Annotated in this window: 17 protein-coding genes; 11 read left to right on the top strand and 6 right to left on the bottom strand. The window is 68.4% G+C overall.

The window, feature by feature from the left end; translation table 11 throughout:
• Positions 1–171 precede the first annotated feature (171 nt).
• The 5 genes from IPJ87_13645 to IPJ87_13625 all read left to right on the top strand — a co-directional run bounded on the left by IPJ87_13645 (position 172) and on the right by IPJ87_13625 (position 6,674).
• On the top strand, positions 172–1,152 hold the full coding sequence (locus IPJ87_13645; protein MBK7942894.1) for an aldo/keto reductase: 981 nt from the start codon (positions 172–174) through the stop codon (positions 1,150–1,152).
• Entirely contained in the window at positions 1,146–1,721 is a 576-nt protein-coding gene (locus IPJ87_13640) for a hypothetical protein (GenBank protein MBK7942893.1), read from the top strand. The genes IPJ87_13645 and IPJ87_13640 overlap by 7 nt, the downstream gene beginning before the upstream one ends.
• Before the next feature lie 169 nt (positions 1,722–1,890).
• The gene (locus IPJ87_13635) at positions 1,891–4,062 is read left to right on the top strand and encodes an SBBP repeat-containing protein (protein ID MBK7942892.1); all 2,172 of its coding nucleotides are present in this window, start codon (positions 1,891–1,893) and stop codon (positions 4,060–4,062) included.
• A gap of 45 nt (positions 4,063–4,107) precedes the next feature.
• Positions 4,108–5,913, top strand: coding sequence for a tetratricopeptide repeat protein (locus IPJ87_13630; GenBank protein MBK7942891.1), 1,806 nt, complete (start codon positions 4,108–4,110; stop codon positions 5,911–5,913).
• Positions 5,913–6,674, top strand: a complete 762-nt coding sequence (locus IPJ87_13625) for a LytTR family transcriptional regulator DNA-binding domain-containing protein (GenBank protein ID MBK7942890.1) — start codon at positions 5,913–5,915, stop codon at positions 6,672–6,674. The genes IPJ87_13630 and IPJ87_13625 overlap by 1 nt, the downstream gene beginning before the upstream one ends.
• A gap of 69 nt (positions 6,675–6,743) precedes the next feature.
• On the opposite strand, the gene IPJ87_13620 is transcribed toward IPJ87_13625, so the two are convergent.
• On the bottom strand, positions 6,744–7,208 hold the full coding sequence (locus IPJ87_13620) for a DUF1569 domain-containing protein (protein ID MBK7942889.1): 465 nt from the start codon (positions 7,206–7,208) through the stop codon (positions 6,744–6,746).
• Between the two features lie 304 nt (positions 7,209–7,512).
• Here IPJ87_13620 and IPJ87_13615 point away from each other — a divergent pair, with 304 nt between their 5' ends.
• The 5 genes from IPJ87_13615 to IPJ87_13595 all read left to right on the top strand — a co-directional run bounded on the left by IPJ87_13615 (position 7,513) and on the right by IPJ87_13595 (position 14,937).
• Positions 7,513–9,357, top strand: coding sequence for a hypothetical protein (locus IPJ87_13615; GenBank protein ID MBK7942888.1), 1,845 nt, complete (start codon positions 7,513–7,515; stop codon positions 9,355–9,357).
• Positions 9,358–9,545: 188 nt separating this feature from the next.
• Positions 9,546–11,726, top strand: coding sequence for a hypothetical protein (locus IPJ87_13610; protein MBK7942887.1), 2,181 nt, complete (start codon positions 9,546–9,548; stop codon positions 11,724–11,726).
• A complete protein-coding gene (locus tag IPJ87_13605; GenBank protein ID MBK7942886.1) occupies positions 11,727–13,544 on the top strand; it encodes an ATP-binding protein in 1,818 nt (605 codons plus the stop codon).
• Positions 13,545–13,547: 3 nt separating this feature from the next.
• Positions 13,548–14,246, top strand: coding sequence for a response regulator transcription factor (locus tag IPJ87_13600; GenBank protein ID MBK7942885.1), 699 nt, complete (start codon positions 13,548–13,550; stop codon positions 14,244–14,246).
• A 175-nt stretch (positions 14,247–14,421) separates the two neighbouring features.
• Entirely contained in the window at positions 14,422–14,937 is a 516-nt protein-coding gene (locus tag IPJ87_13595; GenBank protein MBK7942884.1) for a hypothetical protein, read from the top strand.
• A gap of 64 nt (positions 14,938–15,001) precedes the next feature.
• On the opposite strand, the gene IPJ87_13590 is transcribed toward IPJ87_13595, so the two are convergent.
• The 5 genes from IPJ87_13590 to IPJ87_13570 all read right to left on the bottom strand — a co-directional run bounded on the left by IPJ87_13590 (position 15,002) and on the right by IPJ87_13570 (position 22,856).
• Entirely contained in the window at positions 15,002–17,413 is a 2,412-nt protein-coding gene (locus IPJ87_13590; GenBank protein MBK7942883.1) for a TonB-dependent receptor, read from the bottom strand.
• Between the two features lie 123 nt (positions 17,414–17,536).
• Positions 17,537–18,163 (bottom strand): Crp/Fnr family transcriptional regulator, encoded by a 627-nt coding sequence (locus tag IPJ87_13585; GenBank protein ID MBK7942882.1) that lies wholly within the window; start codon positions 18,161–18,163, stop codon positions 17,537–17,539.
• Positions 18,150–20,999 (bottom strand): tetratricopeptide repeat protein, encoded by a 2,850-nt coding sequence (locus tag IPJ87_13580; protein ID MBK7942881.1) that lies wholly within the window; start codon positions 20,997–20,999, stop codon positions 18,150–18,152. Before IPJ87_13580 ends, IPJ87_13585 begins: the two co-directional genes overlap by 14 nt.
• Positions 20,983–21,756 carry a hypothetical protein gene (locus tag IPJ87_13575; protein MBK7942880.1) on the bottom strand — a complete coding sequence of 258 codons (774 nt, stop codon included), beginning with the start codon at positions 21,754–21,756 and terminating at the stop codon, positions 20,983–20,985. Before IPJ87_13575 ends, IPJ87_13580 begins: the two co-directional genes overlap by 17 nt.
• A complete protein-coding gene (locus IPJ87_13570; protein MBK7942879.1) occupies positions 21,753–22,856 on the bottom strand; it encodes a hypothetical protein in 1,104 nt (367 codons plus the stop codon). The genes IPJ87_13575 and IPJ87_13570 overlap by 4 nt, the downstream gene beginning before the upstream one ends.
• 88 nt (positions 22,857–22,944) lie before the next feature.
• On the opposite strand from IPJ87_13570, the gene IPJ87_13565 reads away from it, so the two are divergent.
• Positions 22,945–25,140: a histidine kinase gene (locus IPJ87_13565; protein MBK7942878.1), complete on the top strand. Its 2,196-nt coding sequence runs from the start codon at positions 22,945–22,947 to the stop codon at positions 25,138–25,140.
• Positions 25,141–25,939 lie beyond the last annotated feature (799 nt).

Raw genomic sequence — 25,939 nt, 5'->3', positions numbered from 1 at the left:
AGCGATCCGATGAACGAACAGGTCGGAGCGCGCATTGGTTCGGACGAAGATGCAGTGCGTGTGTGAAGCCTGTGTTCGGTCCGCCTTAGGTCTTTGCTCCGGGGGCATGGGTTTTCCACTGCCGGTCCACGGCACGGTGGACGATCTTTGCACCAACCCCACGGGATCACCATGCGCCACCGCCGCCTCGGCCACGCCGGCCTGCAACTCTCCGAGCTCTCGCTGGGCTCCTGGCTCACCTTCGGTAAACAGATCACCGACGACACCGCCGAGGCGCTGATGAAGCTCGCCTACGACAAGGGCATCAACTTCTTCGACAACGCCGAGATCTATGCGCGTGGCGAGAGCGAGCGCGTGATGGGCCGCATCCTGCGGAAGATGGAATGGCCGCGCGACACGTGGACGGTGAGCAGCAAGGTCTTCTTCGGGGCCGGCGGCAAGCTGCCCACGCAGGTGGGCCTGCACCGCAAGCACGTGGTGGAGGCCTGCCATGCGGCCTTGAAGCGGTTGCAGGTCGATCATCTGGACCTCTATTTCTGCCACCGGCCCGATCCGGCCACGCCCATCGGCGAAACGGTGTGGACGATGCACCAGCTGATCCTGCAGGGCAAGGTGATGTACTGGGGCACCAGCGAGTGGAGCGCCGCGGAGATCCAGGAGGCCCACGCCTTCGCGCAGGCGCACCACCTGATCGGCCCCACCATGGAGCAGCCGCAGTACAACCTGTTCCACCGCGCCAAGGTGGAGGAGGAGTTCGCCGACCTGTACGACACCGTGGGTCTGGGCACTACCATCTGGAGTCCGCTGGCCAGCGGCATCCTCAGTGGCAAGCACACGCTGGAAGGCGACGCCTCCTCACGGTTGCGGATGGCCGGGCTCGAGTGGTTGAAGGAACGTGAACTGAACCAGGCCCGCCTGAAGAAGGTGGAGGAGCTCAAGGGCATCGCGCAGGAGCTCGGGCTCTCGCTGCCGGTGTTCGCCATCGCCTGGTGCCTGAAGAACCCGCGCGTCAGCACGGTGATGCTCGGGGCGAGCAAGGTGGCGCAGCTGGAGGAGAACCTGAAAGCGGTGGAGGCGCAGGACCTGCTCACGCCGGAGGTGATGAAGCGCGTGGAGCACTTGCTCGCCGGCGAAAAGCTCAGCACATGGTGAAGCAGCTGATGTGCGCCACCTCGGTGGTGCTGGCCGCCTGCGGTGCACCGGACCGTTCAACGAACACTGTGACCGACGCTGATACGCTGGCTGGCGCAACGCGTGATACCGTGACCATCACGGTTCCCACCATCGTGCCGCCCACGCCGTGGGTGGTGCCGGATACCACGCGCTGGTCCGCTTACTGGTGGACGAACTACCGTGATAGCATGGGAACGCTCGCCATGCGCGAGGCCGACCTGGACGGTGATGGTGCGGTGGATAGGGCGGTGGTGGTCGAGGAGCCGGGCAGCGGTCCGGGAAGAAGGCAGGCCATCTGGGTCGATCGGGTCAGCGGTGCGGATACGGTGCTGGTGATCGAAGGCAGCGAAGCGGCGTTGGACACCATCGACTTCGGTCTCCTGATCGGGCCGGCGGGGGAGATCGACCACCTGGGCAGCGATGCGGAGGAGATCCCTTCACCGTTCCATTCCGCGCAGCCCGTGTTGTCCGTGATCCACTTCGAGAAGTCGGCGGTGACCTACGTGTGGATGGGTGGCCGCTTCATACCGGTGTGGACTGGCGATTGAGCCCTCACCGCAAAGCGCCGAAGCGCATGGAGCGGGCACGGGCGGGGGAGCAGCTGGGCACCTGGTCCTGAGCCGGACCGTTCACACGGATCCCACCGACGTTCGCCCGGAGGACGATCGGCCGTAGGCCCCGTTGAGCTAGGTTGCCGGTCCGATCAACCCTGTGCCCATGAGAGCATGCCTCCTCCTCGTCACCGTCGCAGTCGTCGGTCCTGTCAGGATCACTGCCCAGACCCTTGAGTGGGCCCATGCCATCGGGGGCAATTCCGCGGACCGCACCTTCAGCGTGGCCGTGGATGACGCCGGCCACGTGCTCACCGTGGGCACCTTCAGCCTGTCGATGGACCTCGATCCCGGTCCCGGTGTCTTCACGGTCTCCTCGGTGAGCGACCTGGATGTCTTCATCCGCAAGGTCGACGCCGCGGGCGATTTCCTCTGGGGTGGTTCCTTCGGAAGCGTCTCGGTGGATGAGGCCCGGTCCGTGACCACCGATGCGAGCAATAACGTGATCGTCACCGGTCTGTTCCGCGGCAGCGTGGACGTGGATCTGGGTGCTGGTGTCAGCTCCCTCACCGCCGGTGTGTCCACCGATGCGTTCGTGGTGAAGTACGCACCGACCGGCACCCTCCTCTGGGCCCGGCAGCTGGGGGGCACCATCGCCGACGAAGGCCGGGCCGTGGCCGTGGATGATGCCGGCAACGTGCTGGTCACCGGCTTCTTCTCCGGAACGGTGGACCTGGACCCGGGTCCCGGCGTGCAGACCACCGCGACCACCGGCTTCCAGGATGTGTTCGTGCTGAAGCTCGATCCCTCGGGGAACCTGCTGTGGGCCCATGGCCTTGGTGGAGCGGGCACCGACACCGGGAACGGCATCGCCACCGATCCGTCCGGAGCGGTGTTCGTCACCGGACAGTTCCAAGGGACGGTGGACTTCGACCCCGGCCCGGGCACGGCTGCGCTCTCCTCCGCCGGTGATCTGGACATGTTCGTGCTGAAGCTCACCTCCGGCGGGGCACTGGACTGGGCGGGCCGGATCGGTGGTGCCCTCGTCGACCGCGCCAACCGGATCGCCACGGACCTCAGCGGCGCCTGCTACATCACCGGCGATCTCGAAGGGGACATCGATGTGGACCCCGGGCCCGCCACCGTCACGATCACCCCGGTGGGTTCCATGGACGGTGTGCTGGTGAAGCTGGATGGCAGCGGCGTGTTCCAATGGGCCGTGCACCTGGCCGGTACCGGCAGCACGCTGGAGACCTGCGACGATGTGGCGGTCGATCCAGCGGGCCATGTGCACGTCACCGGGCGCGTGGGTTCGCCGATGGACATCGATCCCGGTCCGGGCAGCACGGTGCTGACCTCCGTGGCCAGCACCGACGTCTTCGCCGCCAGCTATACCGCCACGGGCAGCTTGCGCTGGGGCTTCGCCGTCGGCGGAAGCTCCATCGATCACGGACGCGCCATCGCGGTCGGGCCATCGGCCGAGGTGGTGGTGGGGGGTGAGTTCAACACCAGTGTCGACATGGACCCCGGCACCGGCACCACCACCATCACAGGACCGGGCCAGCATGGGTTCGTTGCGAAGTACGCCCAGCCCGGATGCCGGCAGGGGCTGCTCGCCCTGAAGGTGCTGCTCGAAGGCCCGTACGACATCGGCACCGGACTGATGGCCGACCCACTGCGGGCCCTGGGTCACCTGCCGCTCCAGGAACCCTACACGGCGATGGGCCACGCTCCCTCCGGCGCGCTCACCACGGCTCCGGGCATGCTCGCCGTCACCGGCCCCGATGCGATCGTGGACTGGGTGCTGGTGGAGCTGCGCGATCCGGTGCAGCCCGCCACGGTGGTCGACGCTCGGTCGGCCCTGCTGCAACGCGACGGTGATGTGGTCGACGTGGACGGCACCTCCCCGGTGTTGTTCTGCGATCAGGATGATGTGCCCTACAAGGTGGCCGTGCGCCACCGCAACCACCTGGGCGTGATGACCGCGGCGGACCATGTCCTCTCGGGCACCCCCCTGAGCATCGACCTCGGCCTGGGGACCACGGCGGTCTTCGGGACCGACGCCCGGCATGCGGTGGGCGGTGCGGAGCTGCTCTGGCAGGGCAATGTGCGCTACGACGGGGTGGTGAAGTACACCGGTACCAACAACGACCGCGACCCCATCCTCGTGCGCATCGGCGGGCTTGTGCCCACCGCGATCCTCAACGGCTACTGGCCTGAGGATGTGAACATGGACGGCACCGTGAAGTACGCCGGGGCCGGCAACGACCGCGATCGCGTCCTGCTCACCATCGGCGGCGCTGTACCCACGGCCACCCGGGCACAGCAGCTTCCGTGACCGGCCCGACCGCTCCGGAAAGGCGCTCCTGTCGAACTTGGCCACGTGCGCGCATCGCTCATCCTCCTTCTTCTCCTGATCGGTGGGCCGGTCCGGGCCCAGGTGGACAGCCTGCGTGCGGCGCTGAACGGGCAGACGGTGGACACGATCCGGCTCGTCCTCCTCGACCGGCTGACGAGCGCCTACCTCTTCAAGGAGCCGGACTCGGCGCTGCACTACGGACAGCGGTTGTTCGACCTCGCGGAGGAGCTCGGTGCGGGCTGGCGAAGCGCCAGGGCGCTGAACCTCATGGGTCGTGCCCATCACCTGAAAGGCGCGTATGCCCCGGCGCTGGCCTGTTTCCAGGAAGCCCTGAAGCGGTTCGAGCGGTCGGGCAACCGGCGTTCGGTGGCGGCCACGCGATCGAACATCGGCAGCCTGTACACCGACGAGGGCCGCCTGGAGAAGGCGATCGAGGCCTATCGCGCTTCGATGGCGGCCTATCGCGAGGTGGGCGATGTGACCTGGGAGATGGGTGCCGCCTTCGGGTTGGCCGAGGTGTATGAACGGATGGGGGTGACCGACAGCGCGCAGGCCCTCTATGGTCGTGCTGCGGATGTGCTCGCCGGTATCGATGCCCGCGAGCATGCCGCCATGGCCCGCCTCGAACAGGCCCGCCTCGTCCAGGGCCTTCATCACGACTCGCTCGCGGAGGCGTTCTACCGCGATGCCCTCGCCCTGCTGGGCGCATCGGAGAATGACTTCGCCCGGTGCAGCATCCTGTCCGGTCGCGCCCGTGCCCTGGTCCGCATGGGGCGCGATGAGGAGGCGCGTCCCCTCTTCCTGGAGGCGCTCCGGATCGCCGACCGCAGTGCGTTCCGCCAGGAGCTCGCCGATCTGTCGCTGGCCCTCTCCAGGCTCTACGAACGCGCCGGCGGACCGGACAGCGCCTTGTCCTATCTGCGGCTGCATATCCAGTGGAAGGACAGCCTGTTCTCCGCCGAACGTGCACGGGCCATCGTGGAGGTGCAGGAGCGCTTCGACAGCGAACGCAAGGATGTGGCCCTCGCCCATCAGCAGGCCCTGCTCGCCCGGCGCACCACGCTCATCCGCGTCATCGCCGCCGCAGCGGTGCTGTTGCTCCTGGCCGCTCTTCTATCCTGGCGCGCCTACCGCTTGAAGAAGCGCACGAGCGATCAGCTGGCCGACAGGAACGCGGTGATCGGTGCCGCCCTCAAGGAGAAGGAGCTGCTGCTCCACGAACTGCACCACCGCGTGAAGAACAACATGCAGACCGTGGGCAGCCTGTTGCGGCTGCAGGCCCGCGAAGAGTCCGATCAGGGCACCCGCGCCGCCTTGCATGAGGCCATGATGCGCGTCAAGAGCCTGGCCCTTGTCCATCAGGATCTGTATCGTGATACGGCCCTGACCGGTGTGAACATGGACGCCTACATCGGGAAGCTGGCCCGGGGACTGCTCCGCAGCCATGCCATGGACCAGCGCATCACGCTGGCGCTGGATGTGCGACCCGTGCGCTTGCAGGTGGACAGCGCCGTGCCGCTGGGCCTCATCCTCAACGAGCTCATCACCAACGCCCTCAAGCACGCCTTCCCGTCCACCGCCGGGCGGCACGCGCATGGCGGCACGCTTGCCATCGTGCTGCACGACCAGGGCGACATGCTCGTTCTGGAGGTGCGCGACAACGGGGTGGGGTACGAGGCCGGCGGCCGCACCGGTGCGGGCGATACGCAGTGCCTATCGGGCACCGGCATCCTGGCCACCTTCGCCGGGACGCTGGGCGCTGATTGGTCCGTGCGCAGCGATGGGGGAACCACCGTGCGCTTCGCCGTACGCAACTTCGCTCGTGCCTGATGGACGCCGTTCGCCTGGTGATCGTGGAGGATGATGCGGTGATCGCCGCGGACCTCGGTGCGTTGTTGACCGATCTGGGCCACATCGTGGTGGCCACCTGCCCCGATGCCGTGGGTGCGCTTCGCGCCGTCGCCGTCCATCGGCCCCAGCTGGTGCTGCTGGACATCAACCTGGGCAAGGGGCGCGATGGCGTCCACATCGCCGAACGCATCAACACGGTGGAGCGGGTGCCCTTCGTCTTCATCACCGGCCACACCGACCAGCGCACCCTCGACCGTGTGAAGGCCACCCGGCCTGCCGGCTTCATCATCAAGCCGTTCGACGAGGACGACCTGCGCACCCAGATCGAGATCGCCCTCGCACGCCACGCCGCACAGGGCGATGCGGGAACTCCGCCCGGCGAAGTCCAACAACAGGGATCCCAGGCCTCCGATGTGCTCTTCGTGCGCGACAGGGGCCGCCGGGTGAAGGTGCCCGTGCAGGAGATCCGCTATGTGGAGGCCGACAACAACTACGTGGTCGTTCACACCGCCGAGCGCCGCTACGTGATGGCCTGCTCCCTCACCAGCATGGCGGAGCGCCTGCCCTCGTCGTCCTTCGTCCGCATCCACCGCCGCTACCTGGTGGATGTGCGGCGGATCACCGGATTGAGCGAACGGGAGGCCCATCTGGGCGAGCTCGTCCTGCCTGTCGGAAAGACCCACAAGGAGGAGCTCCGTGTGCGCTGGCATCGGCATCGGCCCGATGCGTCCCGGTGGTGACCGCCTGGCCGAGCGGATCCGCAAGCTGCGCACCGACCTGTGCGTGGGCCTCCGGGTCGAACCTGGTCATCACACCCCGAACTGCCGCAGGTGGTGCTCCAGGTGCTTCGCGAAGAGGTTGTTCCACTCCTGCGCGGTCATCACCCCGAAGCTGTGGTTGTCCTTGCCGTCGAAGTGCGTTGTTCCCCACGCCTGCACCTGGCCGATGTAGCCGATGAGGCGCTTGCGCTCGGTCTCCAACACGCGCTCGTCCGCCACCACGAACGAAGGGGCCGTGCGTGAGTTCTTCGCATAGGGCTTCGGGCCCACCACGATCGGTTTCAGAAAGCGCTTCAGCAGAAAGCGCACGAACCCATTGGGCCGCTTATGCGTGGCGGAGTGGTTCGGGTCGCACACCATCTCATACGGTCTGCTCACGTGCGCCAGCATCTGCGCGGCGTTCATCCTGCCCCATTGCGGACGTGTATCCTTTTCGAGGGTGTTGATCCGGGCGATGTACGCCTCGCACACGGCGCGGTCGAAGATGTTGTCCATGGCGGTGAAGATCGGCCATCCGCCCCAGGCGCACGTGCCGGCCGGCGTACGGCACTGGCGTTCACACGATCTCCTTGGTCGTTCACCCCATCAGCGGCCCACCAACAACGGAGAATGATGATGTTCGCGCAGAGAACGTCCGTTGCGTGAACCCCGTTCACACCCTCTCGGACCGGGTCATCCGCGTGGTGGGGGAGCATGTGCGGCCGGGCTCCGCATGGGAACACGGCCATATCGGTCGATCCGGTGGGCTTCGGTACCTTGCTGGTGCGGATGATCGCCTCGTCAGAACACCCTCGATGCCATGAAACACCTTTCCACCCTGCTCCTCTCCGCATGGGCCCTGAACCTGAGCGCCCAGCTCACCGGCACGCTCACCGTGGGCGGCCTCAATCCCGACTACGCGACACTGACCGATGCCGTGAACGACCTGAACGCGCTGGGCGCCACCGGCAATGTCACGTTCAGCATCCGCCCCGGCACCTACACCGGCCAGTATGACCTGGGTGCCATCAGCGGCACGCCGGGCTTCATCACCTTCAGGAGCGAGACCAACGACGCCGATGATGTGATCCTGGAGCACGACGCGCTCGGATCCACGGACAACTTCATCTTCAGGCTGGAGGATACGGACGGGGTGGTGCTCCAAGCGCTCACCTTCAGGCCGTTGAACACCTGGTTCGCCCGCGTGATCCTGTTCTCCGGCGCATGCCAGATCATCAACATCACCCAGTGCGTCTTCGAGGGAAGCACGGAGCCCGACCAGAACAGCGGCTTCGAGCGCAACATCATCTACTGTGGCCAGAACGTGCTCGGCGCGATCGACAACCCGCAGGACGTTGTGATCAGCGGCAACATCTTCCGCAATGGTTATGCGGCCATCGAGCTCGACTTCGAAGGTTCCGGCGGCGCCCGCTCGCAAGGCCTCATCATCACCGATAACCTGTTCGAGGACCAGTATGCCACGGGGATCACCGTCCACAATGCGGTCGGTCAGATCGGGGACAACCGGATCACCACCTCGCACGGCAACTTCTTCACGGGCATCCGCACCACCTTCTTCGACGGTGGCAGCCAGATCCGCCGAAACGATGTGCGGGCCATCGCCACCACCGGCGGTTGCACGGGCATCGAGGCGGGCAATACGCAGAACACCACCGGCAACATGATCAGCAACAACATGGTGTACTGCAGCGCGCCGGGCGATGTGTGGGGCATGGCGGTCTACAATCTCTGGGATATGAAGATCGTGCACAACAGCGTGCTGGTGGCTGCCGGCAGCCCCTTCCAGAGCCATGCCTTCTACCATGTGAGCCCCTTTGCCGATGGTCAGGACGCCCAGGTGCGCAACAACATCTTCGCGAACAACGCCGGGGGCTACGCCTATTTCGTTCCGCTGGCCGGCAACATGGCCGCCGAGGACCACAACTGCCTGTTCACCACAGGCCCCACCCTGAGCAGCGTGGGCGGCAGCCAGTATCCGGACATCGTCGCGCATCAGAACGGGACGGGCCTGGGAGCGGGAGATACCGACATCGACCCTGTCTTCCCGCTTCAACCCGATCTCCACCTCAATGGCTGCACCAACGACCTTGCCGGCGCGTACTTCTTCGTCGTGGCCAGCGACATCGATGGCGACGCCCGGGGTAATCCGGTCTGCGACATGGGCGCCGATGAGTTCACGTATACCGGCGACGCGGTGCTTCCGACCATCACCATCCTGGACACCGATCTGCCCTACACCCTTGGCCTGGACGCGTCCTTCGCCACCTACGATTGGAGCACCGGCGAAACCACACCGACCATCCTCATCACCAGCGGCGGCACCTACACCGTGGGCGTCACCGACGCGAACGGTTGCCTGCTCACCCTGACCGTGACCGTGGTGGTCGACCTCACCACCGGGGTGAGCGGTCCGGCCGCTGAGGGACTTTCCGTTTACCCGAATCCGGCCACTGACCAGCTGCAGGTGAGCGGACTCACCACGGGTTCGCGCATCGCCCTTTTCGATGCCGCCGGCCGCATGGTGCGGGATCGCTCATCGTCGCCGGGGATCGACCAGCTGGGCGGCCTGGACCGGGGTTGCTACACCCTCTTCGTGGAGCACGCGGACGGTGAACGGAGCACCCTGCGTATCCTGCTCCAGTGAGGATCGGCCGCTGCAACGGGTCGAGCGTCCCATCGGCCATGGCACACAGTACGTCCAGGCCCGCGCACGGCCCGCTCCTCCGCATGCTTCGCTCGCCAGTGGCCCTCACGGATCGGTCGTTCGCCCCGATCGGCTTGGAGCCGGCCTGGGCTGTGCCTACGTTCGGAGCCGTTCAGCCACCAGCTTCCATGCACCTGCGCAACCTCCTTCTGGCGACGGGCCTCGTGTTCGCCGCCCAGGCCCATGGTCAGGCCCCCATGTGGGCCCACGCCCTCGGTTCCACCCAGGCCGACTTCGCCTACGATGTGGCCACCGGCCTCAACGGCATGGTGATCACCGTGGGCTACTTCACCCTGACGGTGGACCTCGACCCCGGTCCAGGCACCTTCAACGTCGCCAGCAACGGAAGCAACGACGTGTTCGTGCAGGCCCTCGACAGTGCCGGTGGTTTCCTCTGGGGAGGCTCCATCGGGGCGGGCGGCGCCGACTGGGCCTTCGGGGTGGCGACCACCGCACAGGGCGAGGTGTACGTCACCGGCCGCGCCAGCGGAACGGTGGACCTGGACCCCGGACCCGGCGTGGACCTGCGCACCAGCGCCAACACCTCGTTCGACGTGTTCGTCGTGAAGCTGGACCCGCAGGGCGCCTACCTCTGGGGCCACCTCATCGGGGGCAATGGCAACGATGTGGGCCACGACATCAGCGTGGATGCCAGCGACCGGGTGCTGGTCTGCGGCGTGCTGGGCTCGACCGGGGACCTGGACCCCGGGCCCGGTGTGGCCACTGCCGGTGGCAGCGGCCAGCAGGACGCCTTCGTGCTGAAGCTCGATCCGGCCGGCCAGTTCGTCTGGGGCTTCGCCGTGGGCGGCACCGGCAACGACCAGGCCTTCGGGGTGGCCGCCGATGCCGTGGATGATGTGTTCGTGTGCGGCGAGTTCCGCAACACGGTCGACTTCGATCCCGGCCCGGGCACCCTGTCGCGCACCAGCGCCGGCATCGAGGATGCCTTCGTGATGAAGGTCTCCTCCGGCGGCACCGTGCTCTGGGCCGGCAGCTACAGTGGTACGGGCAGCGAACGCGCGCAGGCCGTGGATGTGGGCCCGGACGGCGGTCCCGTGCTCACCGGCCGGATCAGCAGCAGCACCGACTTCGACCCCGGGGCCGGCAGCTTCCCCCTCGCCGGCGACTTCAGCGAACCCGCCTTCGTGGCCAAGCTGAACGGTGACGGCACCTTCGCCTGGGCCTTCATGCTCAAGAGCTTCCTCAACGAAGGCTTCGACGTGGACGTGGACGCGCAGGGGGCCGTCCATGTCACCGGCACCTTCGGCAACACCACCGGGAACCCGCTCGACCTGGACCCCGGCCCGGGGGTGACCACCATCGCCTCCAACGGGGCCGGCGACGTGTTCGTGGCCAGCTATTCCGCCGCAGGGAACTTCCTCCAAGGGTTCAACCTGGGCGGCGCGCAGAATGACGTCGGCCGCGGCGTGGCCGTCGGCACCGATGGCCGCATCCACGTCACCGGCATCTTCCTGGGCACCTTCGATGCGGATCCGGGGGCCAACACCCTGCTGCTCGTGTCGGCGGGGTCCACCGATGCGTTCACCGCCCAGTTCGAGAAGCCCGACTGCGCAGGCGTCTTCGTCCGCCTCAAGGCCATCCTCGGCGCGGTGCACACCCCCGCCGACTTCCTGCCCATGTCCGACCAGCTCCGTGTGCTGGGCCTTCTCCCGCTGAGCGAACCCTACACGGCCATGGGCTTCACCCTCGAGCAGCCCGCCGTCACCACCCCGCTGGTGCTGGGCTGGACGCTCTCCAGCGCCATCGTGGACTGGGTGCTGGTGGAGCTGCGCGATGCGGTGGACCCCACCCAGGTGCTCGCCAGCAGGGCCGCTCTGTTGCAGCGCGATGGCGATGTGGTGGGGGTGGACGGCGTGGCGCCTGTCGGCTTCTGTCGCTTCCCGGGCAACTACCATGTGGCGCTCCGCCACCGCAACCACTTGGGCGTGATGACCGCGGCACCGGTGGTCCTGGGCAACACACCGCTCACCATCGACCTCACGCTGCCGGGCACCCCCGTGTTCGGCACCGATGCGCGGAACGACGTGAACGGCACCGCGGTGCTCTGGCCCAACAACACCCGCTTCGACAACACGGTGAAGTACACCGGCGGTGCCAATGACCGCGATGCCATCCTGGTACGCATCGGCGGCATCGTGCCCACCGCCACCGTCAGCGGGTACTGGTCCGAGGACGGCACCATGGACGGGGTGGTCAAATACACCGGAGCGGGCAATGACCGCGACCCGATCCTGACGACCATCGGGCCGCCGCTGCCCACCGGCACCCGCACCGAACAGCTGCCGTAGATGCCCGGGATGTGGCGGGCCATCCGCACAGGAGGGCGCTTCCGTCCGCTGTTGGTCGCCCTGGTGCTGGCCACCTCGCTTTCCGCGCAGGTGGACAGCCTGGAGCGTGTGCTCGTCGGCCTTCCGCAGGACAGTTCGCGGCTGCCCGTCCTGCGCGCGCTCTTCCACGCCGAGGTGTTCCACACGCCCGCCCGGGCCTCCGCGCACGCCGAGGCCTTCGCCGCACTTGCCGAAGCCGTTGGTTCCGCACGGCAGCGCGCTCAGGCGCAGGCCATGCTCGGCCAGGCGCTCTATGTGCGCGGGAACGGACTGCAGGCGCTGCCGCACTTCCAGCGCTCGCTGGCCGCATACCGCGCCGAAGGCCTTGTCGGGGAGGCCGGCATGGTGCAGGCCAACATCGCCGGCATCCTGGCCGATGCCCGGCACTGGAGCGAGGCGCGTTCCGCGTTCGAACGCGCCCTTGCCGATCTGGAGCAGGGTGGTGAGCGCGAATGGGCCGCCCGGGTGGAGGGGGAGCTGGCCCAGGTCCTCCAGGTGATGGGACGGCACGACAGCGCCGCGCTCTACTACCAGCGATCGGCCGCGGCCCTCGAACGCTACGGCATGGCCCACCATGCCCGCGAGGTCAGGCTCGACGAGGCCGGCGCGATCCTCCGGTCCGGCCGCACCGAACAAGCCGTGGATCTCTTTCGTTCCGCCGACACCGCCTCGGCACGCACTCCCGCACCCCTGATCCTCATCCGCCTGCTGCTCCGCTCGGGCCGATGGTCCCTCGCACATGGCCAGCACGCCGAGGCCGACAGCCTGCTGCGCCGGGCCCTATCGCTCGCCACGTCCGGTGGCTTTGTGCTGGAGCGCGCCAAGGTGCATGAGGCGCTCGCCGACCTGGAAGCCGCCCACGGGCGACCCGACAGCGCGCTGGCCCAGCTCCGTCAGCACATCCAGTGGAAGGACACGTTGGACGAGCGGTCCGATGCCGCCGCCATCCTGGCCCTCGAACGGCGCGCCAGCGATGCGCTCTCCAAGGCCGAGCTCGAGCACCGCGGAGCCGTGATCGCCCGCCAGCGCGCACAGCTCATCCTCATCGCCGCCGCCGTGCTGCTGCTGGCCGTCATCGTGCTGGCCCTGTGGTCCGTGCTGCGCCGCGAACGCCGCCACCGGATCGCCCTGGCCGACCGCACGCGCATCGTGGAGGAGGCCCTGCACGCCAAGAGCCTCCTGGTGCGCGAGATCCATCACCGGGTGAAGAACAACCTGCAGATCGTGAGCGGCCTGCTGCGCGTGCAGCTCCGTGCCATCAAGGACCCCGCCGCCCGCATGGCCGTGCGCGACGGCCTCGATCGCATCCGCAGCATGAGCCTCATCCACCAGGACCTCTACCAGCACGACGGGGTGCAGGGCATCGAGATGGCGCCCTACGTGGAACGCCTCGCGCAGGGCCTGCGACGCAGCCATGCCGTGGAGGAGCACCGCGTGACGCTCCACCTGGACGTGGAACCCCTGTGGCTCGACGTGGACACGGCCATCCCGCTCGGCCTGGTCATCAACGAGCTCATCACCAATGCGCTCAAGCATGCCTTCCCCGCTGGGCGCCCCGGTCGCATCACCGTGAGCTTGCATGAGGAGCAGGGCGCCCTGGTCCTCTACGTCGCCGATAACGGTGTGGGCCTGCCCGATCCCCTCCCTGCGGGCGGCGATGGCTCTGGACTGGTGCTCGTGCGCACCTTCGCCGAGAAGCTGAAGGCCGAACAACACGTGCGCAGCGGACCGGGCACCACCGTGCAGCTGCGCCTTCACCTGCCGTCCCGAAGCCGATAGCCCATGCTGCACGTGTTGATCGTGGAGGACGAACCCTTCATCGCCGAGGACCTGGCCAGCATGCTCGGCGAACTGGGGCATGCCGTCAACGGACGCGCCCGCGATGCCGCCGAGGCCCTGCACATGCTGAACACGGCCGCGCCCGATCTGGTGATGCTGGACATCCGCCTGGGCGAAGGCCCCGATGGCTTCGCGGTGGCCGAACGGCTGCAACAACGGGGCATCCCCTTCCTGTACGTCACCTCGCACACCGACGCCGAGACCCTCGCCCACATGGGCCGGACGCGACCGGCGGGCTTCATCCGCAAGCCGTTCGATGAGGAGGATGTGCGCGCCCAACTGGCCGTGGCCCTTACGCGGAACGCCCACACCGGGGCCGCGGACCTCTTCGTGCGCGACAAGGGCCGCCTGTTGCGCCTTCCCGTCGGCGAGGTGCTCTTTGCCGAAGCCGATGACAACTACGTGATCCTGCATACCGCCGAGCGCCGGCATGTGCTCGTGGCCACCCTGGCCCACATGCTCGAGCGACTGGGCCCGCAGACCTTCGCCCGCGTGCACCGGTCCTACCTGGTGAACATCGATCGCGTGACCGCGCTGCACGACGGACAGGTGCTGGTGGGGCCCCACCGCGTGCCCGTGGGGCGCACGCACCGCGATGCCTTGAAGGCGCGCCTGCGCATCGGCGACCCGGGCGAAGGCTGAACGCGCGCCCCGCTCAGGACAGCTGTGCCGTGCGGACCGCTCGCCCGCTGCGCCACCCCTACCCGCCACTTACGCCCCGACCCCCGCCACCTGCTCGCCGGGGCTCACGCACCCCCTGCCCCCGGGGCTTGCTTTGACCCACCAACGACACGGAAAACCCCAAAACGACCAAGCCATGACCCTCCAGCCCCACATCCGCCGCACCCTGATCCAGGCCACCCTCATCGCCGCCTGCATCACCCTGAGCATCGCCGCCGGCGCACAGACCTTCGTCACCTTCACCGGCGATGTGCGCATGCCCGACCAGGACCTGCACCCGGTGCGCATGACCGTGAGCGACGGCCACGAGACCATGGACGTGGTGCTGGGCCGCAACGGCGCTTACAGCTTCCACATCCCGGTGAACGAGCGCGTGACGCTGACGCTCGAAAGCCCCGGCCACATCACCAAGGAAGTGAGCATCGACACCCACGGGGTGCCCGAGGCCAGCGGCCTGTTCGCCCGCACGGTGCGTGTGGCCTTCGACCTGGAGCTGGAGCGCCAGCCCGACGAGATGCAGCTGTGCTATACGGGTCCGGTAGGTGCCATCGCCTTCACCGAGAACGACGGGACCATCGTGCCGATCATCCTCCACATCGAACGGGACCTGTCGGTGACGGACCTGCACGCCGAGGCCACGAGCGCCCGATGAACCGGATCGCTGACAAGCGGAAAAGGGCGCCTTCGGGCGCCCTTTCGCGTTGCGTGGCGATGGATCAGAACAGCACCCGGTACATCGGGATCGGGAATAAGCCCAGCTGGTACTCCGTAGCGATCCGCCCCGTGCGGTCATCATAGTACTGCGTGTGGATGTTGCGCCGGCCGGTGACGTTCTGCAGGTCGATGCCCGCCTCGTGGGTGGCCTTCCGGCCCGAACGGCGGTACATCAGTTTCAGGTCGGTGCGGAAGTAATCGAGGTAACGCTCGCTGTTCGTACGCTCCTCGATCAGCACCTGCTCGCCCGCAGCGATGGAGGCGTCCAGGTCGATCGGCGTGTAGCGCCGCCCACCGGCATAGGTCGCCTTCAGGTCCACCACGATGTGGCTGTTGCCCTTGCCCAGCTTCCATTCCTTGCCGGCCAGCGCGTTGAACACATAGTTGCCGTCGAAGGCCGACGAACGCCACACCCCGTCGCTGCCGGTGTATCCGCTGCGGAACAGCGAGGCCGTCACCAGTGCGTAGAAGCCCTGGTCGTACACCCGTTCGGCGGTGAGCTCCACGCCGTAGTTGCGGCCCAGGCCCTTGTTCACCAGCTGCGTGGCGTCCGGCGTGCCGAAGTCGGCGCCGGTGTTCAACAGGCTGAAGGTGCTGGGCACGGACTCCACCGGGACGCCGAAGATGTACTGGTAGTATGCTTCGCTCCGCAGCCGAATGAACTGACCGAAACGATGCTCGTAGCTGGCCACGGCATGGTGGCTGCGCGTCAGGTCCAGCCCCTTGTTGCCGCCGTCGGTGCCATCGCGCTCCGTGGTGTAGTACACGGGCAGGGTCTGGGTCTGGCCGTGCAGTCCATAGCCCAGGCCGAAGGTGCCCCGCTCGCCGGCCCGGTAGTTCAGCCCGAAGCGCGGTTCCACCGCCGTGCTGCCGTTGAGGTCGAACAGCTGGCCGTGCAGCCCGACGGTGGTGGACAGCCGGTCCGTGAAGCTGTGCTTCCAGGTGGCGTACGCCTGGTACAACGTGCTCGACGCGTCGCCATCCTTGTACTGCAGCCAGCGCCCGCCGAGCGGGGTCTGCGCGAAGTAGCGTTCGCCGAACGCGGCGGACGAGCGGTTGGCCAGCACGCCGACGTGCACGTTGTCCCGAGCCCCGAAGCGGCGGCGGAGCACGAAGTGCATCTGGACGGTGTTCTGCTCGCCGCGTTGTTCGTACACCGGATCGGTGTCCAATAGGGGATAGCCGTTCGTGGCATCGCCCCAGGTGAGCGAGTCGGCGGTGTTCTCCTCCAGTTGATGGGTGGCGGCCACCACCAGGCGGTAGCTCGTGTTGGGGTCGAAGAAGTACGTGTGCGAGGCCCCGACCACCCCGGTGCGCGACCGGTTGTAGATGTCGCGCTCCGCCGAGCCGTACAGCTCGTTCTCGTTGGCCTCGCTGAGGTCGGTCTCGCGCCCCAGCAGGTCCACCCCGCTGATGCCACCGAGGCCGAACAGGGTGAAGCGACCGGCCTTGGCCGTCGGCAGGTCCAGCTTGAAGCTCACGTCCTGGTACTTGGGCACGGCGCTGCCGGTGCCGAAGTCGAGGCCGATGGCCTGGAAGGCCTGCAAGGTGCTGTAGCGGTAGTTCACCAGGTAGCTTGCCCGCGAGCGGCGGCTGATGGGCCCCTCGGCGCCCAGCTCGAAGCCGTTGAAGCCGAGCTGCCCGAGGAACTCGTGCTGCTCATCGTTGCCGCTGCGCATGAAGAGGTCGAACGCGCCGCTGAGGGCATTGCCGTAGCTCGCCGGGAAGGCGCTCGTCATGAAGTCGCTCTTGGCCAGCACGTTGTTGTTGAGGATGCTCACCGGGCCACCGGTGCTGCCGAAGGAGCTGAAGTGGTTGGGGCTCGGGATGTCCACCCCTTCCAGCCGCCAGAGCAGCCCGGCCGGCGAGTTGCCGCGGATGATGATGTCGTTGCGGCCGTCGTTGGCCCCGCTCACCCCGGCGAAGTTGGTGGCCATGCGCGCGGGATCGCCCCGGCTGCCCGCGAAGCGCTGGCTCAGCTCCGAGTCGAAGGTGCGCGCGCTCAGCACCGCCATCTCGTTGTTGAGCGCTGTGCGGTCCTGGTCCGCGGCGCGGATGGTGACCTCCTGCAGCTGTTCCACGCTGGGGGTCAGTTCCAGGTCGAGCACCAGCTCCTTGCCGGCCACCACCAGCAGCGGGGCGGTGGTCAACGGCTGATAGCCCATGGCGGCCACCTGCAGCACCGCGCGCCCCAGGGGCACGGCGGCCAGGGTGAAGCGGCCTTCCTCATCGGTGTTGGTGCCCAGGGTGGGCTGGCTTCCGGCCACCACCACGTTGGCCATGAACAGCGGGTAGCCGCTCTCCTGGTCCAGCACGCGACCGCGGACGGTCTGCGTGGCCTGTGCGTGAGCGGCATTGTGCAAGGCGGGAACAAGGATCGACAGGAGCAGGGGAAGGACGATGAGCGGGTGCATGGCGGGGCGGTTCGGGTGCAAAGGAGGTCGGTGACGGCCGTGCGACGCGTTGACCTCGGTTAAGAATACACGGGCTGGAGGAGCGGTCGGATCCCCCGGATGAACGTCCGGACCGAAGGACGATCAGCGGCCCGTGCGGGCCACGCGTGCGCGGATGCGGCTGAGGCTCTCGGGCTTCACCCCCAGGTAGGAGGCGATGTGGCGTTGCGGCACGCGCTGCATCACCTTGGGGCGCTCGCGCAAGAGGTCGAGGTAGCGTTGTTCGGCGCTCTCCAGTAGGAAGGACCGGTTGCGGCGCGAGACGGCCAGGAAGATCTCCTCGGCGATGCGCCGCCCCATGCGCTCGGCGCCGGGGTCGGCCGCGTACAGGCGCTGCATGGCCTCCCTGTTCAGGGCCAGCAGCAGGGTGGGCTCCAACGCCTGCAGGTGCAGCCGGGTGGGCCGCTGGGTGAGGAAGCTCTCGTAGTCGGTGGTGTAGCTCCCCTCGAAGAAGAACTGCTGGGTCACCTCCTCGCCGTCCTTCAGGAAGTAGGCGCGCACGAGCCCCTGGCCGATGAACCAGACATGCTCACAGACCTCCCCGTCCTGCAGCAGCACGGAGCCCTTCGCCAGGGTGGCGGGCACCAGCGCGCTCATCAGCCGGTCCATGACCGCATCGTCCACCCGCACGATGCGCTGGGTGAACGAACGGAGCTGGGTGCGTGCCGCCTCGAGCGCGGCGCGGTCGAAGGTCGGTTCAGCGGCTGCCACTGCGGTAGGCTTTGGAGGACAATACCTCCTTGAGCACATCCATCCTGCGCAGGTCCTCCTCCTTCACCTCGCCGCCGTTCACCAGGCTGCGCACCAGCGTGGCCGCATCCTCGGTCTGCCCCGTGCGGTGCAGGTAGCAGGCTTTCACCAGCTGCGTATAGCGGTACAGCGGGTCGGCGGCCTGCGCGCGGTCGATGTGGTCGCGGGCGAGCGGCAGCATGTCGTTCAGCACGTAGAGGTAGGCCAGGTCCGCGAGGATGGTGACATCGTTCTTCAGGGCGGGGTTCTTCTCGACCACCAGGTTGAGCTGCTCGAGGGCCTGGCGGGCATCGCCGGTGCGGCGCAGACACTCGGCCCGCCAGCGGGCGGCCTCCACATCGTCGCGGATGCGCAGGCTCTCGTCGAACTGCGGCACGGCCTCCTTGAGGTTGCCCGCGAGCATCGCCGCGCGGCCCATCTGCTTCTTCGCCTCGGCCTTGTCCATGCCTAGCTGGATGGAGCGGTCGAAGCACTTCACCGCGGCCTCGTCGCTACGCAGGGCCTGATACACCAGCCCCAGCTCGAAATGCAGGGACGCGTTGTCCTTGTCGGCATCCACGGCCTGCTCGCCCAGGTCCTTCGCCTCCGAAAGCCGGCCCGAGGTGCGGGCGATGCGCGACAGCATGGACAGCACCTCGGCGTTGCGCCGCTCCTCCTTCAGCACGGCCTTCAGCAGGCTCTCGGCATTGGCCGCATCGCCCATGGCGTAGTACGCGCGTGCCTTGCCCAGCATCGCCGGGTGCTTCATGCGCTCCACGTTGTTGCGCAGGATCACATCGAAGTCGGCCATGGCCTTCGCGTGTTCGCCCAGGCCCAGCTGACAGTTCCCGCGTTCCAGGATGCCGACGAACGGGGTCACGGAGCGGGCGATGTACACGTCGAGGTCGTGGATGGCCTCCGCGAAGCGATCGATGCGCATGAGGTTGCGGGCCTTCTCCAGGCGCAGGTCCGGCTGGTCGTCGCGCAGCGCACAGGCCACCCGGAAATGGCGGTCCGCTTCGGCGTAGGCGTTGAGCGCCTGCAATTCGTGCGCCTTCTCCAGGTGATGGTCGGCGCGTTGGTGCAGCACCTGGCGCTGGGGCTCGTCCACCCCGATCGATCGGCCGCGGTCCAGGCTGCGCTCGCCAGCGGCGATGCTGTCGAGGTCGAACAGGGCCAGGCCCTTCTCCACGTGGCAGCGCGCGCAGCCCTCATCGATGGCGAGCGCCTCGGCCAGGCGGTCCAGCGCTTCGCGCGGCCGCGCGGCCATCAGGTGGATGACGCCCTGCTGGTAGCGCGTCTCCAGGTCGAAGGGCCAGCGTGCGCGGGTCTCCTGGAGCAGGGCGATGGCTTCGGTGCACTTGCCCTGGTCCTGGCACAGCAGCAGGGCCAGGCGATGGTCGTAGCCGGGCTGCCAGCGGTCCTTCAGCCGCAGCGTGTAGAGGTCGCCGGCGGCGGTCTGCCGGTCGGCGGGCACGGCGCTCCGCTCCAGCAGCGAGGCCCGCAGGTCGCGTGCGGGCACATGGTCGGGCATGCGCTCCAACAGGGCGCCGAGGAGCTGCAGCGCCTGGCCGGATTGTTTGCGGGCGATGAGAATGCGCGCGTGCAGCAGGGTCAGGTCGGGATCGTCGCTGCGCCCCGCACCGGTGCGGGCGGCCTGCACCTCGGCCAGCGCCTTGTCCAGCTCGCCCATGCGGAAGAGCTTCTCGCGCTCGGCCTGCTTGGCGGTGAGGGCGCGGAGGCCGTCGATGCGGGCCTTCACCGTGGCGTCGCCGGGCTTCACGCGGTCCGCCCGCTCGAAGGCGGCGATGGCCCGCTCGTAACAGCGCAGGGCGGTGAGCGCTCCACCCTCCTCGATGGCGGCGGCCACCTCGGCCTCGTCCTTCAGGCGCTTGCGCTCGGCGGCACGCTTCACCTCGTTGAGCAGCACCAGGGGCTCCACGGCGAGCGGGTCCAGCGTGCGGGCCTGCTCGAAGAGGTTCATCGCGTTCTCGTGGTCGCCCCGGTCCAGGAAGCCGCGCCCGGCGGAAACCGCCTCCGCGTAGGCCTTCCGCCGTTGGGTGCGTTCCTCTTCATCGCGGCGCAGGGCCTGGTCGAAGGAGCCGCGGTACTCGGCCAGGGCGCGGCTCAGGTCGGCGAGGTCGCCGCGTCCGGCGCGCGCCAGCGAGTCGATGTCCTGCTCCAGCAACGCCTCGGCGAAGGCCGAGCCCTGCGCGAAGAAGTTGTCCGCCGCGATCGCCACGTCCCATCCGCCGCCCGGCCGCCGCTCGGCCACGAGCTCCAGCACGCGCAGGTGGCGTTCATAGGTGCGTGAGCTGGAGCTGTTGCGCCCCAGAAAACGCAGTTCATAGAGCACCTGCGTGAAGGCCTGGTCGGTGATGGCCGGTTCACGTTTCTTCAGTAGGCGGGCCTCCACCGCGGTGCCCAGGGGGTCCGTGCTCTGGAAGTAGAGCAACAGGTCGTTCATGTACTCGGTGAGCGGGCGGTCGCGGCCGGCGGTGCGGGCATCGTTGGCCGGGTCCACGTTGTCCTCGATGCGCACCTGCGTGCCCAGGAACATGCGGTCGCGGCCCGGTTCGCACGCGTTGCCGATCAACTGTTGCACGAGCAAGGCGCTCTCATCGTCCGCAGCGTCCATGCCGGCCACGTTGTCCAGCAGGGCGATGAACCGCTTGAAGAGGCTCTCCGCGTGCGCGTTGATCAGGCCCTTGTCCTGCAGGGAGAGCGTATCACCGGTGATCGCGCGCGCCGGTGTGGTGCCGGCGATGAGCACCGCGATCACCAGCAGGCGCATCGCGCGGTCACAGGCCCAGCACATGCTTCCAGAGGTACTGAAGTTTGTCGCCGTCGCTCATGCGCTCGGCGCGCACCACGTTCCAGCCGCTCGGCGTGAAGTCCCTGGCGCGGAGCGGTGGTGGCCGGTACTCCACCTGCAGCGTCCAGCCCGGCACCTGTAGCAGATGCATCGTCACCCGCTCGATGGCCAGGATGCGGAGCCCGCCCCGCAAGAGGGCCTCCTGCAGCTCGAAGAGCGCCGAGATGCCCGGCGGGCCGATGTAGGGGTACACGCCGGGACGGCCTTCGTCATCGATGCGCAGCAGGTCGATGAAGCCGTACTCGTGGCTCTTGGAATCGATATAGAGCTGCGTGCCCGGTGCGACGCGCGCCAGGTCCGTGCCCAGGATGGACCACTTGCGGGCGGCGCCCACCTGCTCGCGCACCAGCCAGAAGCCCACCGCGGCGGTGTCGCCGCTGCTCCAGGTGTGGCAGACCACATGGGCCAGCCAGGGGGTGCCGTCCAGCTCCAGTTCCGAAGCGGCCCCGCGGGCCAGCACGTCGTTCACGAAGGCTTCGCGCGTGCCCTCGTCGAGGGTCGAGGCCATCAGGCTGTGCAGCAGGGTGCGCCGGTCGGGCGCGGCCACCCCTTCGGGCACGGCGCCGGCGTAGCGGCCGTTGAAGCGGTCGCGGAACTCGTTGAACTGCTTCACGCACAGCTCGTACTGCTGGTCGGGTGTTTGCGCGGCGGCCGGGGCGAGCGCCAGCAGGAGGGCGGGCAGGGTGAGGCGGCGCATCATTCGGCCATGGTGCTCACCACCCCGATGTCGCCCAGGAACACGTCCCAGAGCCGCTCGGTGCGGCCCTCCACCACCTTCTCGTAGGTGCGCAGCTTGATCTGGATGTTCTTGTTGGTGATGTCGCTGTAGTACACCTGCCCGTCCACCATGCCCTGGAAGCGCTGCTGCAGGGAGACCACGGCGGTGTAGCTGCCGTCCGGCTGCAGCTCGAAATCGCTCACGTACTGGATGTCGGCCCACTCGATGGTGACGGCATCGTACTTCAGGTAGCGCAGGTGGGTGCTGAGGTACTTGTGCGCGGGGTGGGCCTTGGAGCTGCCCGAGGCCACGTTGCTCACATGCACCAGGTTGTCCGGCCGCTCGAACAGCCCGATGGCCTGCTCCACCGCCTTGTCCTTCACGATGGCCGAGAGCTCCTTGTTGGTGATCTGGGCGATGTAGCCGCTGAGGCGGCGCGTCTTCTCCAGGGCCACGTCCTTGAAGTAGACGAAGTCGAGCTCGGCCTTGCCGCTCTCGCTCACCGTGCGCTCGAAGCGCGGTGCGATCCACTTCTCGGAATACCGCACCGTGCGCGGTTCGGCCGCCGGCGGGCAGCGCGAGGCATCGTTGATCGCGCTCACCACCCCGGCATCGGCCAGCAGCCCCTTCAGCCGGTCGGCCGGCGCCGTGAACTCCACCAGCCCGGGGGAGAGCACCCCGGCCAGTTCGCTGCGCGGCACGTTCACATCGCCCGCCGCCGTGCGGATCGTCAGGCGGTCGTCGTCCCACCGCACGATGGTGCCCTTCAGCACCTGCTGGTCCGCGCGCACCAGGGCATTGCACGCCGCGCCGCCCTGGGCGAACGCAGAGAGCGCCTCCCCGCAGGGGCGGGTGTGCACGGTGAGCGCACCGTCCACCACGCACAGCACCTCGCTGCACGGCACCGAACTGGGGCCCTTGCGCAGGCCGCTGGTGACGAGCAGCTCGATGCGGTCCGGGGCCACGCGTTGCACCTGGCCGTGCAGCTGGCTGCCGTCCGTGCGCACCACGGTCTGCTGGGACAAGGCCGCGCCGGGAGCGCCGAGGAGGGCGAGCAGCGGCAGGAGGGGGCGGAAGCGCATGGCGGAGGAGGAGCCTAAACTACGGCACCGCCGAATGATGGAGCGGGGGCGTGCGGCGTGGCCCATCCCCATCGATCTTCGTGCCGCCATGGCCCGCCACGTCCTCGTCGCCCTTGTTCTGCTCATCCGGGTAGCGGCGTTCGCGCAGGACGATCCAGGCCGCGAACTGCGCGCGCGCCTCCGCGTGCTGCACCAGGGCCCCGATGACGAACAGACCCTGCGGGGGGCGGCATCGCTGCGCACGGACCTGCAGCTGGCGCGCTCCTCCGCGACGGGCGACGCCGTGCGCACCGCGGACAGCCTGCTGTGCGAACTGGCCGTGCTGGAGGCCACCATCCATCGCCGGGCCGGACGCTCGCGCCAGGCCGTGGCCGCCTTCGAGGCCGCGATCGACGCGGCGGACGCCCATCCCACGCTGCGCCCACGGCAGGTGGAACTGCAGGCCCTGCTCGCCCAGCAGTGGAGCTCTGCGGGGCGGATGGACAGTGCGCGTGCCGTGTTGGAGCGCGCCGCCGCCCGGGCCCTCACCGCCCGCGACAGCCTGGGCCTTCGCCGCCTGTTGCACGAGGAGATGGCGCTGCTGATCGACCGCGGCGAGCTGCGCGGCGCCATCCGCACCGGTGAGCGCATCGTGGCCATCGACCGCGCACTGGGCGATGGCCGCGATGCCGCCTATGCCGAATTGGGCATCGCCCGCGCCATGGCCCGCGTGGGGCTCACCGCCGCCTTCGACAAGGCCCGCTCGGCGCATGCCGCCTTCGACACGCTGGGCGATGCGGCCGGCGCCATCGGCGCCATCGACCTGCTCATCACCACCTACGCGCTCACCGCCCAGGAGGCCCCGCTGCGCGAGCTCATCGATGCCGGTGCGGCCAAGGCCGAGGCCCGCGGCAATCCGGCGGACATCGCCCGGTTCCGCGATCGCCTCGGTCGCTTCCACCTGCAGCGTGGTGCCGCCCGCGAAGCGCTGGCCCCGCTGGAGGAAGGGCTGCGGCTGGCCGGAGGCGCCGGTCCGTACGCCCTCGACCCCGCGGCGCTCGGCGGCCTCACCCCGCGGCGCGCCGAGCTGCTGCTCGATCTGGGCCGCGCCCATCGCGCCTTGGGGCGCATGGACAGCGCCCTGGCCTACTTGTCTGCGAGTGAGGCCCTGGTGCGCACCGCCGGGCTCAGCGGCATCGATGCGGGTGTGGAGCACGGGGAAGTGGCTCTGGCCACCGGACGAACGGACCAGGCGCTGCGGAGCGGAGAGGCGGCCCTGCGCACCGCGCGTGAGCGTGGCGACCTCGCGCTCGTGGCCCGCGCCAGCCTGCTGCTCTACGACGTGCACAAGCGGCGCGGCGACACCCGCAACGCCCTGGCCATGCATGAGCTTCACCTGGCCAGCGCCGACTCGCTGGACCGGCAGCAGTTCCGCCTGGGCCTGCTGAAACGGCAGATCGAGACGGACATGCGCGAACGCATCGTGGCCGACAGCATCGCCAGCGCGGCGGCGATCGAACGCGAGCGCCTCGGCGCCCAGGTGGCCCGCCTGGAGGCCGCCCAGGCCCACGATCGCATGCGGCTGCTCGGCCTGGTGGCGCTTGTGCTCATCGGCGGCGGCGTGCTCCTCTACCGGCTCGACCGCAAGCGCCGCCGCGAACGCTTCGAGAAGGAGGCCGCCCACCTGGAGACCCAGGCCCTGCGCAGCCAGATGAACCCCCACTTCATCTTCAACGCCCTCAACTCCATCAACGCCTTCATCCAGCGCAACGAGCCCGACGACGCCTCCAGCTACCTCACCCGCTTCGCCCGCGTGATGCGCAGCGTGCTGGAGAACAGCCGCCACGCCACCGTGCCCCTGCACGACGACCTGGAGACCCTGCGCGGCTACATGGACCTGGAGCGCCGACGCCTACAGGAGAAGTTCGACTTCACCATCCGCGTGCATCCCGACATCGACCCGCAGGAGGTGCAGGTGCCTCCGCTGGTGGTGCAGCCCTTCGTGGAGAACGCCATCTGGCACGGCGTCACGCACATGGAGGGCAAGGGCCACATCACCCTGGCGGTGGAACCGCGCGGCACCCAGTTGCTGTGGATCATCGAGGACGATGGCGTGGGCCGCAACGCCCCCAAGGCGCAGCACACCGAGCAGCCCACGAAGAAGACCTCGCTGGGCACGGCCATCACCCGCAGCCGCCTGGACCTGGTGCAGAAACAGCACGGCGGGCACGCCGGCTTCCGCTATGTGGACCGGCCCACCGGCACCCGCGTGGAGGTGGAGATGCCGTTGCTCAGGGACGTTTAGCGCCGTGAACGCCCTCCTGCGCGTGGGGCGCGCCATGCGCCGGGCAAGCAGGGGCCTGACGCAATGAACCCCCCTCCTGCGCGTGGAACGCTCCACGCGCCGAACAAGGAGGGGTTTGGGGGAGGTGGCAACTCAGGCATTCCTGGATCTTCATCGGATCGAAACCTCCCCGTGCCCCTCCTTGTGCACCCGCAGCGAGCGATCGCTGCTCAGGAGGGGACTTGATCGGATGAACCCCCCTCCTGCGCGTGGAACGCTCCACGCGCCGGGCAAGGAGGGGTCCGCCGTCGCTGTGCTATGGCGGACAAAGTTGGGGGAGGTATCAGCTCAGGCATGCCCGGATCTTCATCGGATCGAAACCTCCCCGCGCCCCTCCTTGTGCACCCGCAGCGAGCGATCGCTGCTCAGGAGGGGACTTGATCGGATGAACCCCCCTCCTGCGCGTGGAACGCTCCACGCGCCGAACAAGGAGGGGTCCGCCGTCGCTGTGCTATGGCGGACAAAGTTGGGGGAGGTGGCAACTCAGGCATGCCGGGATCGCATGCGGATCGAAACCACCCCGTACCCCTGCTTATGCACCCGCAGCGAGCGATCGCTGCTCAGGAGGGGACTTGATCGGATGAACCCCCCTCCTGCGCGTGGAACGCTCCACGCGCCGAACAAGGAGGGGTCCGCCGTCGCTGTGCTATGGCGGACAAAGTTGGGGGAGGTGGCAACTCAGGCATGCCGGGATCGCATGCGGATCGGAACCACCCCGTACCCCTGCTTATGCACCCGCAGCGAGCGATCGCTGCTCAGG

Source organism: Flavobacteriales bacterium (genome assembly GCA_016713875.1).
Lineage (GTDB): Bacteria > Bacteroidota > Bacteroidia > Flavobacteriales_F > PHOS-HE28 > PHOS-HE28.
Note: the sequence above shows the minus strand (reverse complement) of the source record. Positions and strands in the feature narration are given on the sequence as shown.

Coding starts and splice junctions, on each gene's coding strand:
- IPJ87_13645 (MBK7942894.1), top strand. CDS start 172: ATGCGCCACCGCCGCCTCGGCCACGCCGGCCTGCAACTCTCCGAGCTC.
- IPJ87_13640 (MBK7942893.1), top strand. CDS start 1,146: ATGGTGAAGCAGCTGATGTGCGCCACCTCGGTGGTGCTGGCCGCCTGC.
- IPJ87_13635 (MBK7942892.1), top strand. CDS start 1,891: ATGAGAGCATGCCTCCTCCTCGTCACCGTCGCAGTCGTCGGTCCTGTC.
- IPJ87_13625 (MBK7942890.1), top strand. CDS start 5,913: ATGGACGCCGTTCGCCTGGTGATCGTGGAGGATGATGCGGTGATCGCC.
- IPJ87_13620 (MBK7942889.1), bottom strand. CDS start 7,208: ATGGACAACATCTTCGACCGCGCCGTGTGCGAGGCGTACATCGCCCGG.
- IPJ87_13615 (MBK7942888.1), top strand. CDS start 7,513: ATGAAACACCTTTCCACCCTGCTCCTCTCCGCATGGGCCCTGAACCTG.
- IPJ87_13610 (MBK7942887.1), top strand. CDS start 9,546: ATGCACCTGCGCAACCTCCTTCTGGCGACGGGCCTCGTGTTCGCCGCC.
- IPJ87_13605 (MBK7942886.1), top strand. CDS start 11,727: ATGCCCGGGATGTGGCGGGCCATCCGCACAGGAGGGCGCTTCCGTCCG.
- IPJ87_13600 (MBK7942885.1), top strand. CDS start 13,548: ATGCTGCACGTGTTGATCGTGGAGGACGAACCCTTCATCGCCGAGGAC.
- IPJ87_13595 (MBK7942884.1), top strand. CDS start 14,422: ATGACCCTCCAGCCCCACATCCGCCGCACCCTGATCCAGGCCACCCTC.
- IPJ87_13590 (MBK7942883.1), bottom strand. CDS start 17,413: ATGCACCCGCTCATCGTCCTTCCCCTGCTCCTGTCGATCCTTGTTCCC.
- IPJ87_13580 (MBK7942881.1), bottom strand. CDS start 20,999: ATGTGCTGGGCCTGTGACCGCGCGATGCGCCTGCTGGTGATCGCGGTG.
- IPJ87_13575 (MBK7942880.1), bottom strand. CDS start 21,756: ATGATGCGCCGCCTCACCCTGCCCGCCCTCCTGCTGGCGCTCGCCCCG.
- IPJ87_13570 (MBK7942879.1), bottom strand. CDS start 22,856: ATGCGCTTCCGCCCCCTCCTGCCGCTGCTCGCCCTCCTCGGCGCTCCC.
- IPJ87_13565 (MBK7942878.1), top strand. CDS start 22,945: ATGGCCCGCCACGTCCTCGTCGCCCTTGTTCTGCTCATCCGGGTAGCG.